At 33.7% G+C, this 12,545-nt stretch carries 11 protein-coding genes; 5 read left to right on the top strand and 6 right to left on the bottom strand.

What is annotated here, in order from left to right; translation table 11 throughout:
* Positions 1 to 85 precede the first annotated feature (85 nt).
* On the bottom strand, positions 86 to 859 hold the full coding sequence (locus WC622_RS02905) for a lytic transglycosylase domain-containing protein (protein ID WP_372817113.1): 774 nt from the start codon (positions 857 to 859) through the stop codon (positions 86 to 88).
* Between the two features lie 219 nt (positions 860 to 1,078).
* On the opposite strand from WC622_RS02905, the gene WC622_RS02900 reads away from it, so the two are divergent.
* The gene (locus WC622_RS02900) at positions 1,079 to 2,542 is read left to right on the top strand and encodes a pseudouridine synthase (protein ID WP_372817111.1); all 1,464 of its coding nucleotides are present in this window, start codon (positions 1,079 to 1,081) and stop codon (positions 2,540 to 2,542) included.
* 131 nt (positions 2,543 to 2,673) lie between these two features.
* Positions 2,674 to 3,777: a lactonase family protein gene (locus tag WC622_RS02895; RefSeq protein WP_372817109.1), complete on the top strand. Its 1,104-nt coding sequence runs from the start codon at positions 2,674 to 2,676 to the stop codon at positions 3,775 to 3,777.
* A 2-nt stretch (positions 3,778 to 3,779) separates the two neighbouring features.
* On the opposite strand, the gene bshA is transcribed toward WC622_RS02895, so the two are convergent.
* The 3 genes from bshA to tilS form a co-directional block, all read right to left on the bottom strand.
* Complete coding sequence (bshA, locus tag WC622_RS02890) at positions 3,780 to 4,919, bottom strand: N-acetyl-alpha-D-glucosaminyl L-malate synthase BshA (RefSeq protein WP_372817107.1); 1,140 nt, start codon at positions 4,917 to 4,919, stop codon at positions 3,780 to 3,782.
* A gap of 123 nt (positions 4,920 to 5,042) precedes the next feature.
* Positions 5,043 to 5,525 (bottom strand): hypothetical protein, encoded by a 483-nt coding sequence (locus WC622_RS02885; protein WP_372817105.1) that lies wholly within the window; start codon positions 5,523 to 5,525, stop codon positions 5,043 to 5,045.
* The gene (tilS, locus tag WC622_RS02880) at positions 5,525 to 6,859 is read right to left on the bottom strand and encodes a tRNA lysidine(34) synthetase TilS (RefSeq protein ID WP_372817103.1); all 1,335 of its coding nucleotides are present in this window, start codon (positions 6,857 to 6,859) and stop codon (positions 5,525 to 5,527) included. Before tilS ends, WC622_RS02885 begins: the two co-directional genes overlap by 1 nt.
* A 71-nt stretch (positions 6,860 to 6,930) precedes the next feature.
* Here tilS and WC622_RS02875 point away from each other — a divergent pair, with 71 nt between their 5' ends.
* Positions 6,931 to 9,150 carry an OstA-like protein gene (locus tag WC622_RS02875; protein WP_372817101.1) on the top strand — a complete coding sequence of 740 codons (2,220 nt, stop codon included), beginning with the start codon at positions 6,931 to 6,933 and terminating at the stop codon, positions 9,148 to 9,150.
* Positions 9,151 to 9,160: 10 nt separating this feature from the next.
* On the opposite strand, the gene rdgB is transcribed toward WC622_RS02875, so the two are convergent.
* Together rdgB and WC622_RS02865 are read right to left on the bottom strand one after the other, a co-directional pair.
* The gene (gene rdgB, locus WC622_RS02870; protein WP_372817099.1) at positions 9,161 to 9,739 is read right to left on the bottom strand and encodes an RdgB/HAM1 family non-canonical purine NTP pyrophosphatase; all 579 of its coding nucleotides are present in this window, start codon (positions 9,737 to 9,739) and stop codon (positions 9,161 to 9,163) included.
* Complete coding sequence (locus WC622_RS02865; protein ID WP_372817097.1) at positions 9,732 to 10,343, bottom strand: hypothetical protein; 612 nt, start codon at positions 10,341 to 10,343, stop codon at positions 9,732 to 9,734. Before WC622_RS02865 ends, rdgB begins: the two co-directional genes overlap by 8 nt.
* Positions 10,344 to 10,556: 213 nt before the next feature.
* Here WC622_RS02865 and WC622_RS02860 point away from each other — a divergent pair, with 213 nt between their 5' ends.
* Both WC622_RS02860 and WC622_RS02855 read left to right on the top strand, forming a co-directional pair.
* Entirely contained in the window at positions 10,557 to 11,042 is a 486-nt protein-coding gene (locus tag WC622_RS02860) for a hypothetical protein (RefSeq protein ID WP_372817095.1), read from the top strand.
* Between the two features lie 60 nt (positions 11,043 to 11,102).
* Complete coding sequence (locus WC622_RS02855) at positions 11,103 to 12,464, top strand: peptidylprolyl isomerase (protein ID WP_372817093.1); 1,362 nt, start codon at positions 11,103 to 11,105, stop codon at positions 12,462 to 12,464.
* Positions 12,465 to 12,545 lie beyond the last annotated feature (81 nt).

The raw sequence follows: 12,545 nt of genomic DNA, 5'->3' as shown, positions 1-12,545 counted from the left end.
CCCAGCTCTGAATAAAACATAAGAGAATCAAAAAAGCCATCCGCTATATGCGTATGGCTTTTATAAATTTTCTAGTTACTAAATCTTATTCTATTGTAGTAGGCTGAGATTCAGTATATGCAATTAATGCTTTTTGACTAGTGTAACCATTACGAACTGGATTTTCAAGAATTTCTTTCATTGAAATGAGTTTATAAACATATCCACCTGTTTCACGATTCAATTTCATTTTAAAATAATTGTCTTGATTTTGCTTGTTGATTTGTCTTTTCATGTGAACATCACCAACATTATAGGCCGCTGCAACTAAAGTCCAGCTATCAAAAATGCCATATAACTCTTTAATATATTTACAAGCTGCAATTGTAGATTTTCTCAAGTTCTGACGCTCATCTACATTACCATTTACCTTTAATCCGTAAGTACGAGCCGTGCCTGGCATAAATTGCCAGTAACCTGATGCACCTTTTGGAGATGTACCGCTCTGTAAACCTGATTCTACTAAAGGCATGTATTTAAAATCGTTTGGGATACCATAAGCTGCTAAAATCGGTTCAATAACTGGGAACCATTCTGCCGCTTTGCGGTGTAAACGATTGGTTTGCAGATTTTGGTAAGCATAAGAAGCTAAAATTTTCTTCATTTTACCGTTAATCCTTGCATCGCCCAAAGGCAAATTTTCGTCTGCAAATTCTAGTTGAGCTAATGTAAATGCCGGCTCTTCAGCTTCTTTTTTTATGGTGGTATTGTTGTCTTTCTTTAGACTTGTTTTTACTTCTGGCAGCTTATAAGCAAACACTTTTGCCATAACCAGTAATGTTAAAATTACCGTACATGGAATGAGGTGTTTCTTTATCATCTTCCTCCTTTTTTTGGTGAACAAATATAATTGGTTTTGCAAAGATACAATACATTTATCTAATTATCAAATAGTTACGTATTTTTCTGCTAAAATCTAGGTTTAAACGCAGTTAAACGCAGATTTCTTTTTTGTTATTTTAGGTCAAATTTTACGAAATAGATTGAGACATTTTTATTAAATTTGCACCCGCATATTTTATGTGGCTAACAGCGTATCATGATAAAAAACAATAACAGGAACAGTCGCGATGACAAGTCCAAGGCGGGCGATAGAAGTACAAGCAGAAGAACTGCAGGCACTGATAAACCCAAAAGTAGATTTAGCGACAAAGACGGAAAAGAGAGTTCTGGCTTTGACAAAAAAGAAGATAAAGAAAAACGCAAACCTAGTTTTGCTACTGGCGATAGAAAAGAATACAAACCAAGAGCATCTCGCGATGGCGATTCAAAGCCTTACGCATCAAGACCATCATCTGGTAAAGATTTTAAACCTAGATCAGATAGAGACGGAGCATCAAAAGACTACAAACCAAGAACACCAAGAGACGGCGATTCTAAACCGTATTCACCAAGACCATCATCTGGTAAAGATTTTAAACCTAGAACTGATAGAGAAGGGACTTCGAAAGATTTCATACCAAGAACTGATAGCAAAGAAAAGGGCGGCTTTAAACCTTGGGAAAAGAAAGAAAGTGGAAATTCTGGTTACAAACCAAAAGCATATAAAGAAGGCAGTTCAAGAGATGAATCTACCGATGGCAAACGTAGCTACGTTAAAAAAGATAATTTTATAACTGACGGTGATAAATCTAAGTTTGCTGATAAAAAAAGTGGAGCATCTAGAAGTACAGATAGCCGCCCTTACAGAAAACGCGACGAAGGCGGTTACAAAGGTAAAGAGGATCGTGGCGAAAGAGTTGCTCCTGCAACTAGAGCACGGAAAACTCCCGAACCAAAAGATGACGGCTTAATTCGTTTAAATCGTTATATAGCTAACTCGGGTATTTGCTCACGTCGCAAGGCGGATGAACTAATCGAAGCAGGTGTAATTTCAGTAAACGGATCTCCAGTTTCTGAATTGGGTCATAAAATTGATCCTTACAAAGATGAAGTACGGTACAATGGCGAATTGCTAAAACGCGAAAAGAAAGTTTACGTTTTATTAAACAAACCTAAAGATTACATCACTACTACAGACGATCCTCAAGAACGCAGAACAGTAATGCAATTGGTGGAAAAGGCAAGTCGCGAACGTATTTATCCGGTTGGCCGTTTGGATAGAAATACAACAGGATTGATTTTAATGACCAATGACGGAGAATTAGCTGATAAATTATCGCATCCTAAAAATGGCATTACTAAAATTTATCATGTTGAGTTAAACAAAAGTTTAAGCCAAGGCGATTTCAATAAAATTCAATTTGGTTTAGAATTAGAAGATGGTTTAATTAAGCCAGACAATGTTTCCTATGTAGCTGGAGCATCAAAACGTGAGGTTGGCATTCAAATTCACAGTGGTAAGAACCGTATTGTACGAAGAATATTTGAACATTTGGGCTACGATGTGGTTAAACTTGATCGTGTAGTTTATGGCAATTTGACTAAGAAAGATTTGCCACGAGGTAGATGGCGCTTCTTAGAAGAACATGAATTAATTCAGATTAAACATTTGATAAAATAATATACCGCAAAACGGAAATTCTCAAAAGTCGTTAGTTAGTACTAGCGACTTTTGTGTTTTTAGCTAAATCCAAAATTTTCCTCTAGGTATTTTTTCTTTGTGTAATTTGCATTAAAATAGAAACCATTCTCATGAAAAAATATTTCTTCATTTTATTAGCCGTTTTTTTTACTTTTCAAGCTCAAGCACAAAGCTATAATCTTTTAATTGGAACATATACCAATAAAGGCAACAGCGAAGGAATTTATGTTTATAATTATAATAGTTTAACTGCAGAAACCAATTTAAAAAGTATCACTAAAAACGTTGTTAATCCGAGTTACTTAGCTGTTAGCAGCAATAAAAAATTTGTTTATAGTGTAAACGAAGACGGAAAAAATAGTGCAGTAAGTGCTTTTAGCTTTAATTCACAAAGTGGAGATTTATCTTTCCTAAACAAAAAATCTTCGGAAGGTGCTGATCCATGTTTTATTTCTGTTGATGATAGAAATGTGATTTTGGCGAACTATAGTGGAGGTTCAATTTCAATTTTTGGTCGCAATGCGGATGGATCTTTAACTGATGCTAAACAAATCATTCAGCATACTGGCAAAAGTATTGATGAAAAAAGGCAAGCAAGCGCACACGTGCATCAAGTTCAATTTACACCAGACCATAAATATTTAATCTGTAATGATTTAGGTGAAGATCTTATTTACATTTATAACTACAACTCTGCAAGTCCAGATAAGATATTAACCATAAAAACAGTTATTAAAACAAATGCAGGAACTGGCCCAAGACATTTAACATTTAGTCCGAATGGGAAATTTGCTTATTTAGCTCATGAATTTAACGGAAGCATAACTTCATTTAGCTATGCAAATGGCAATATGAAAAAAATTCAAGAAATCGCTACTGCTCCAAAAGATTTTACTGGCAAAATAGATGGTGCAGATATTCATGTGTCTCCCGATGGGAAATTTTTATATGAAACCAATCGTGGTGATGCAAATACAATTTCTGTATTTTCTATTCTTCCCTCTGGGATATTAAAATTTGTAGAACGAGTAAGTACATTGGGCAAAGGCCCTAGAAATTTTGCGATAGACCCAAGCGGAAACCATGTGTTAGTGGCGCACCAATACACCAATAATGTTGTAATTTTTGACAGAAACAAAATTACAGGCACTTTAAAGGATAGCGGTAAAAGAATTAGTGTGGGTGTACCAGTTTGTTTGATATTCAGTAAATAGGGTTAATTTACCACTAAAGATTTTTCTATAACTTCCTTATAGTAATCAATGTACATTGGCAATATCTTCTTTAAATCAAAATCTTGAGCTCTTTTTAACGCGTTTTCTTTAAAATAGTTCAACGTATCTTCATTGCTTAAAATAGTGATTGCTTTATTAGCCATGTCCTCGATATCACCTACTTCGCACATATAACCACAATAATCGTCGATATTTAATTCTGGTAAACCTCCAGCGTTAGATGTAATTACCGGAACTTTGCAAGCCATAGCTTCTAAAGCTGCCAAACCAAAACTTTCAGATTCTGATGGCATGATAAACAAATCAGAAACTGATAAAATTTCTTCAACTGCATCTTGTTTACCTAAAAACCGTACGTTTTCGCAAATATTAAGTTCACGACACAATTGTTCATTCGCTGTACGCTCAGGCCCATCTCCTACCATTAACAATTTTGAAGGAATTCTTTCCTGCACTTTTTGAAACATTTTAATCACATCTTCAGTACGTTTTACTTTTCTAAAATTAGAAGTATGAATTAAAATACGCTCGTTATTTGGCGCTATCGCCTTTTTGAAATGCCCTTTTGGTTGTAAACTAAATCGGTTAAAATCTATAAAATTCGGAATTACTTTAATGTCCTTTTGAATCTCGAAATGCTTGTAAGTATCTTCTTTTAAATCTTGAGAAACTGTAGTTACGCCATCGCTTTGATTAATTGAAAAAGTTACCACTGGCTTATACGTTGCGTCTTTACCTACCAAGGTGATATCTGTACCATGCAATGTTGTTACAAAAGGAATATTAATTCCATAAGTTGCTAAAATCTGTTTAGCCATAAACGCTGCTGAAGCATGGGGAATGGCATAATGTACATGTAAGATATCCAACTGCTCAAAACGGACTACATCTACCAATTTACTGGCTAAAGCAGATTCGTAAGGAGCATAATCAAATAATGGATAATCTCTTACCGAAACTTCGTGATAAAATAAATTGGCCGAGAAAAAATCTAATCTAGCAGGCTGGCTATACGTGATAAAATGAACCTGATGGCCTTCATTTGCGAGAGCTTTACCTAATTCAGTGGCAACAACACCGCTTCCACCAAATGTAGGGTAACAAACAATTCCTATTTTCATCAATATTTTTATAAAATGTAAACCGTAAGTTTTACAAAAGCAAATTAACCTATATCTTATTTAATTTGTGTTATCTATTGGTAATAAAATTGATGTTGAACAAAATGATTTAGCGAAAGAAAACTAACTTCTCATTTCTTCTTGAATCACCAAATACATTTCGTTGGGGCGTTGAGTGCCAATAAAATATTCCAAACCATCTCTATCTGTTAAAACGATGGCATCTTTACCAGAAGAGTAAAAACGAATGCTTCCTTTTTTATGTAAATTATAAACAGGATTGTTGAACATGTAATTGCTGTAAGTCGCTTTACGAACTTTCACAATGCTGTTTAAATCTATTTTTACTTTTTTTGCAGTCCACAAACCATCTATCACTACACTTTTATTTTCGATACGTATTTTATACTGAATTAGGAATAAAAGAATAATAGAAACACCAATAATACCGAAACCAACCACTAAAAAAAGATCTACGGTGTTATCCCGATCACGTTCATAAACATAGGCTGCAAAACAAAAAGCTGCCATTACGAGCCTAATACAGATTCGGATATAATCGCGGCCGATGTACTGTTTTTCGATATAGATATTTTTATGATCCATTATGTATTTAACAATTCGAATATAGCAACTTTTTTTGTTGTTGCATTTACTTTATATCTATTGTCTTGCCGTAAACCTGCAACCCAAATTATTTCTCCATTTCCATTAATTATCAACGGAATTTTTCCCTTTTGTGGCAATGGAACTTTACTATCGATTAAAAAATCGCTCAATTTTTTAAACTGTTTCATTCCCAATGGCATAAAACGATCACCATCTTGCTTAAAACGAATAACGAGAGGGAATATCAATTTATTGGCATCTATAAATGCTTTATTTCTATTGTCTTCCACTCCGTTCGAAGTAGTGTATGAAATTAAAATTTGTTGGTTTTCAACTAAAATTCGTTGGTCTTTTGGGTGTATAAACTGATTTTTATGTGCTTGTTCTTTGGGCAAAGTCGATATCATCACATCATTACGATTAATAGTTGCACGATGCGTGTGGCTGTAAAATGAAGTTCCACTTTGTTTATTTAACGATTCTAAAATTTCATCAACTACCTTATCAGTAAAATGATAAGGCTTTAACAATTCGAAAAAGAGTAGTTTTTGAGGTCTTAGCGCATTAATTTTCTCAATTGGAAAATAAGCCACTCCATCAACTTCCCTGACAATTTCTTTCCGAGTTTGCGTAATTACACCTTGCAACACTTCTTCGGTTTCTGCAAAACGATTTATATTTTGAGAAAAAGTGTGTTCTAAATTTGGGTTAATTTCCCGCAGTTGCGGAATAACAGTTAAGCGTATTTTGTTGCGTGCATATTTTGTGCTTTCATTAGAGCTATCTTCCACAAAGTCGATGTCATTTTCCTTTACCAACTTATCAATTTCCTGCCGCGATAAAAACAATAAAGGCCTTAATAATTTATCTCTTTTGGGTAAAATGCCATGCATACCACTTATGCCAGTACCACGTGTTAAATTTAGTAATAAGGTTTCAATGGAATCATTTTGGTGATGTGCTAAAGCAATAAAACTGTAATCATTCTCTTGTCGTATAGTTTCAAACCATTGATAACGTAAATCTCTAGCTGCCATTTGAATGGATAGTTGATGTTCATTTGCATAAACTTTTGCATCAAAATGAATCACATGAAAAGGCACTTCTAAATTTGTGGCTAAGAGTTTTACGAAGGCTTCATCGCGTTGAGATTCATCGCCTCGCAAATTAAAATTACAGTGTGCTATACTAAATTGAAAACCTGCGAGTTTAAATAGCTGAGCCATCAATGCCGAATCCTTACCTCCACTTACAGCCAACAAGATTTTATCTTGGTTAGAGAAAAGGGCATTTTTTTTGATGTAATTTGTAAACTGCTGCAGCGGTAACATGTTTCAAAAATATTTAATTTAACCGTGATAAGCTTACAACATTAAAAAAAAATAAAACTTAACTTTGTAAAGTGCAGAAATTACGCTTTTTCTTTCTTTTATTACTCTTCCCAAGCATTTTGTTTGCGCAACAGCGGACTAAAATTGAGTTAGTCTCTTCTGATCGGTTGACAGTGGACACTAAGACAAATGTAAACTATGTTATAAATCCAGTTTTTAGACAAGACAATGCCACTTTAAGATCTGATAGTGCTGTATTTTATAAAGATCGAAATTATTTTGAAGCCTTTAAAAACGTCCATATTAACCAAGGCGATACCGTAAATATTTACTCTGATTTTTTAAATTATGATGGAAATGCAAAAAAAGCGCATTTGTCCAATAATGTAAAAATGATTGATCCAACATCTACGTTGACTACCAATATTTTGGATTACAATATGGCTACCAAAATTGGAGAATATAGTACTGGAGGTAAAATTGTAAATAAAGATGTAGTCCTCACTAGTAAAAGAGGGTATTATTTTGCTAATACGAAAGATGCTTATTTTAGGTATAATGTTGTAGTTGTTACCCCACAAAGCACTATTAAATCTGATACGTTACGTTACAACACCTTTACCAATTGGACTTATTTTTACGGCCCAACGAATATTAAAGGAAAAGATGATAATTTATATACCGAAAATGGCGCTTACAATACCAAAAGTGAAAATGCATATTTCGGTAAAAAAAATCTATATACACAAAACACAAAATCTTTAAGGGGTGATAGTTTATATTATTATGGTAAAACCGGATATGGTAGAGCCGTAAAGAATATTGTATTTATTGATACTTCTGATAGAACTCTTTTACGTGGTCAGTTAGGCGAGTATTACAAGGCGGATGAGCGTGTAGTGGTGACTAGAAATGCATATTTCGGGATGGCAACTAAAGATTCTATTACGGTAAACAATAAGAAAATACCAGATACATTATGGCTTGGTGCCGATACTTTAGAAACACAAAAAGTTTTACAACACAAGCTAAAATTGCTAAACAAGCCAATTATTCAGAAAGATAATGAGGTAGGTGCAGAAGATGAAAAAGCTAAGGAAGAAAAGGAGAAGGAAAAAGCTAAAGCTAGAAAAGCTGCCGCCGCTGCACAAGTTGTAAAAAAACCTGCCGTTGTAAATCTAGACACGAAAAAACTGAGCAAAAAAGAAAGAAAGCTGGCAGAGCAAAAGGCTAAAGATTTAAAAAATAATCCTCCGCCACCTAAATTATTGGATAGTACGAAAGTTAATACTGACAGTTTTAAAACGGATAGTTTAAAAAAAATGCTACCACTTCCTACACAAAATAAAACAATAATACCAAGCAAAAAAGATTCCGTTCAAAATGATAAAAAAATTGCAGCAAAATCAGATGATAAAAAAGCGATCCCGACTGCTGTAAATGGAATTAAGCCAAAAATCGCAAGCACTAATCAACTTAAAAAAGATAGTGTCGCAGTTTTTAACCCTTCAGATACGGTTAGAACTCGGGTTATTAAGGCATTTCACAACGTAAGGGTTTATAAATCAAATATGCAAGCAAAAGCAGATTCGTTGTTTTATACCGCTGCCGATTCTACTTTACGCTGGTATAAAAATCCCATTTTATGGTCTGAAGGAACACAGCAAACAGGTGATACTATTCATGTTTTTTTCAAGAATGATAAAATTCACAGTTTTCAGGTTTTACAAAATGGATTTTTGGTGAATGTAGAAACCGATTCTACTAAATTTAATCAGGTAAAAGGGAAAAAAATTACTGGTTTTTTTAAGGAGGGGGAATTAAGAAACATGTATGTAGATGGTAACGCCGAAAGCATCTATTATTCTAAGGATGATAAAGGAAATTATGATAAAATGAACCAATCTGTGAGTAGTCGAATTAAATTCCTATTTAAAGACAAGGAGTTAACAGACATTTTGTACATTAAAGAAGCTGAGGGGGCAACAAATCCTATGAATAAATTGCCGAAGGAAACAACTTTAACAGGTTTCATTTGGAAACCAGAATTAAGACCTGTAAGCAAAGCTGATATTATTAAAGGTAAGCCAGTACCTAAACCCACTTCCAAAAACACAACTACAAAGCCAGCAGTAAAAGTTAAAGGAAATGATCCATCTGGGATAAAACCAATTTTACCGTCCAAAAAACCGACAACAGAAAACCCAAATAAAGGTAAAACAACGCCTATCAAACCTGCCGTTGTTCCTCCCGTAAAAGTTGATACAACTAAAAGAAAATTCAATCTGTAAATTAAGTGGTTTAGCTTTGTTGCAAAAAAGTGATTAGTTTTTGCATAGCTAATGCTCGGTGACTGATTTTATTTTTTTGTTCCATTTCCATTTCGGCAAACGTAATGGAATAACCATTCGGCTCAAATATCGGATCATAACCAAAGCCCTTTTCTCCTACTGGTGTAGTTCGCAATTTACCATAGATCACGCCTTCAAAAAGATGATTTTTCCCGTTTTGGATTAAAGAAATAACGGTTTTAAATCGAGCATTACGATTGGTTAAACCTTCCATTTTTTGGAGTAAGAATTTCATGTTTTCTGCATCTCCTCTGATGCCACTATATCTTGCAGAATAAATTCCGGGCTCGTTATTTAAAGCTTCAACTTCTAATCCGCTATCATCTGCAAAACAATCGATACGATAATTCTCTACTACGTAAGTGCTTTTCAAAGTTGCATTTTCTGCAAACGAACTGCCCGTTTCTGGAATATCTACATGGCAACCTATACCTGCTAAATTTAAAACTTCATATTTAGGCGACAATAATTCGCTCACCTCAAGTGTCTTATGGGCGTTATTAGTCGCAAAAACTAATTGATTAGCCATTTTTTAACTGTTGTAGGTTTGTCCACAATATTTTTTTACTAGCCTGATCACTATCTAAATCATGCAAATTCGACGTAAAAATTAATCTCATCTCGCCTAATTTGAATAATTGATGTAAAGCTTGCGTAGCTAAACCTAATTGCTGAGTTTCAACACCAAAAGATAATACCAATTGGCAATTAAAAAATCCGCTTAAATCTTCAAAAGTTGCGTCACTATAATTGGCATAATTGACTAATGCAAAATCGTTATTTGTTAATTCAATTGCCTTTACTAATTTACGTAATAGCTCTGTTCCTTGTTCAGAACTCACTTTATTTACAGCATCATTTACCAAAATCAAAATACCTTTTTGGTTTTTACCCAAAAATTCAAAATGATATTCTTTTTTGAGAACAGATTTTGGTTCTTCAACAATTAATGGCAAATCTCCAGCTGCATTTATCTCTTTTATTTGTTCAATAAAAGTTTCTTGCTGAGCAATATCAGGACTTACCTTAACTTGCTCTGCAAAAGCATTTTGCGCATTATCTTTTACCAAATAAATATCATCGGTAAAAAATAAACGCAAGGCTTCAGCGTTACTTGTTAGTTGGTTGTCCATCTTATGTTTTTAACGAAAATTATTTTCTGTTAAAATTAGTTAAATATCTTATTATAGCGCCTTAAATTGTTACTTTTATCCATTAAAATTATATAGCTGTTGTCTTTTGTGAGAAAAGTCTGTTGCATTTTTATTTTATGTTTTTTTACCTGCGTTACATTTGCACAAAATGTCGCTTCTGTTAATGGGAAATCTATAAGCAGTAAGGAGTTTATGTGGGTTTATAAAAAAAACCATGCGGGTATTGCAACTGCTTCTTATCAGGATTTAACATCTTACTTAGATCTCTATATTAATTTTAAGTTAAAGGTAGCTGAGGCAAAAGCAATGAATTTAGATGCCGATACTGCTTATAAAAAAGAAATTAACGGATACGAAAATGCTTTAAAAGCTCAAAAAAAGACTTCTCCAAAAAATATCGAGTATAATTTTATTATGAACGAATATAGAGAAGGCGTTTTAATGTTTAACGTATCCGAAAAAAAGATTTGGAGTAAAATACAAGATAGCGAAGCTGCTGTTGAAGAATTTTACAACAAAAATGTGAATGCTTATCAGGGTAAAAATTACGATGAAGTACGTGGACAAGTTACTGCAGATTATCAGCAAAGCTTAGAAAACGAATGGATTAAAAACCTAAGAGCAAAATACGCAGTAAAGGTTAACGAAGACGAACTTAAAAAGCTTGCCAAGCCTTAATCAGCTTATAAAGCGAATAATATTAACTTTGCAATAGAAATACAATTGAACAAAAATAGAATGAAGAAATTTTTATTAATAGCAGGCGGTTTAATGTGTCTGTTTTTAAATGTACAAGCTCAAAAAACAAACCTCGATAAAGTTGTTGCTGTAGTAGGAAGTAATATTATCCTATTATCTGATTTAAATCAACAATATGCCATTTATTTGAATCAAGGTAATCCAGCCGATGAAAAAGCAAAATGTTACTTTTTGCAACAAATGTTGGTTCAAAAACTATTAAAACAACAAGCAGAAATAGATTCAATAATGGTTGATGATAGCCAAGTTGATGATGAACTTGATAAACGTATGCGCTACCAAATACAACGTATGGGTGGACAAGAGCGTTTAGAGCAATTTCTTCAAAAATCTGTATTGCAATACAAAGATGAAATGAGACCTGATGTAAAAGAAGGTTTAATTGCTCAAAAAATGCAAGCAAAAATTACTGAAAACACAAATGTTACCCCATTAGAAGTTAAAAAATATTTTGAAACGTATAAAAAAGACAGCTTACCAGATATTGGTACTGAAGTAGAAGTTGGTGAAATTGCCTTATATCCAAAATTAACTAAAGCTGAAAAACAAAAATATTACGATAAACTTGATGCAATTAGGTTACGTATTAAAAGTGGTGAAGACTTCAGTTTCTTAGCCAAAACGTATTCTGAAGATCCAGGTTCCGCTTCTGAAGGTGGAGATTTAGGCTTTTTTGATAGAAGCCAAATGGTTAAAGAATTTACGGCTTGGGCATTTAAATTAAAAGCTGGTGAAATGTCTCCAGTTTTCGAAACTGAAAATGGTTATCATATTTTACAAGTAATTGAACGTCGTGGTGAACAAGTACATGCAAGACATATTTTAATTCGCCCGCAAACTACTCCTGCAAGTTTAGAGCGAGTTAAATTAAAAGCTGATAGTATTTACAAAGACATTAACGATAAAAAATTACCTTTCTTTACAGCTGCCTCTACCTATTCAGACAATAAAGAAACTCAATACAATGGTGGTATGATGTTGTACGCAGATAACCAAACTGCTAGAACAACTTTTATTCCGGTAGAGAAATTAGATCCTGCTGTGTTTGTGGTAATTGACACGATGAAAGTTGGCAATATATCTAAACCTGTTGCATTTAACAATCCACAAGACGGAAAAGAAGGCTATAAAATATTCCTATTAAAATCTAAAATACCTCCTCACAAAGGCAATTTAGATCAAGATTATCCTAAATTTAAGGAGAGAGCTCAAAGTGAAAAACAAGCTCGTGTAATGAGTGAGTGGTTTCAAAAACGTAAAGAAACTACTTATATTAGGGTTGATGATGAGTTTGCTACTTGCGATGAGATGAAACTTTGGGTTAATAAGGATAAAAAATAAAGAATGCAGTTTACTAATGAGGTCGAAGCCGTAGACGCCCTGCACCAGTCTTTTAAAAACATTAAAGCCGAAATTGGTAAA

The sequence above is a fragment of the Pedobacter sp. genome, assembly GCF_041662865.1.
GTDB lineage: Bacteria > Bacteroidota > Bacteroidia > Sphingobacteriales > Sphingobacteriaceae > Pedobacter.
This window is presented reverse-complemented; position numbering and strand designations above follow the sequence as displayed.

What these genes read in the sequence shown, in the direction of transcription:
- WC622_RS02905 (WP_372817113.1), bottom strand. Translation starts at nt 859, where the DNA reads ATGATAAAGAAACACCTCATTCCATGTACGGTAATTTTAACATTACTG.
- WC622_RS02900 (WP_372817111.1), top strand. Translation starts at nt 1,079, where the DNA reads ATGATAAAAAACAATAACAGGAACAGTCGCGATGACAAGTCCAAGGCG.
- WC622_RS02895 (WP_372817109.1), top strand. Translation starts at nt 2,674, where the DNA reads ATGAAAAAATATTTCTTCATTTTATTAGCCGTTTTTTTTACTTTTCAA.
- bshA (WP_372817107.1), bottom strand. Translation starts at nt 4,919, where the DNA reads ATGAAAATAGGAATTGTTTGTTACCCTACATTTGGTGGAAGCGGTGTT.
- WC622_RS02885 (WP_372817105.1), bottom strand. Translation starts at nt 5,525, where the DNA reads ATGGATCATAAAAATATCTATATCGAAAAACAGTACATCGGCCGCGAT.
- tilS (WP_372817103.1), bottom strand. Translation starts at nt 6,859, where the DNA reads ATGTTACCGCTGCAGCAGTTTACAAATTACATCAAAAAAAATGCCCTT.
- rdgB (WP_372817099.1), bottom strand. Translation starts at nt 9,739, where the DNA reads ATGGCTAATCAATTAGTTTTTGCGACTAATAACGCCCATAAGACACTT.
- WC622_RS02865 (WP_372817097.1), bottom strand. Translation starts at nt 10,343, where the DNA reads ATGGACAACCAACTAACAAGTAACGCTGAAGCCTTGCGTTTATTTTTT.
- WC622_RS02860 (WP_372817095.1), top strand. Translation starts at nt 10,557, where the DNA reads ATGTGGGTTTATAAAAAAAACCATGCGGGTATTGCAACTGCTTCTTAT.
- WC622_RS02855 (WP_372817093.1), top strand. Translation starts at nt 11,103, where the DNA reads ATGAAGAAATTTTTATTAATAGCAGGCGGTTTAATGTGTCTGTTTTTA.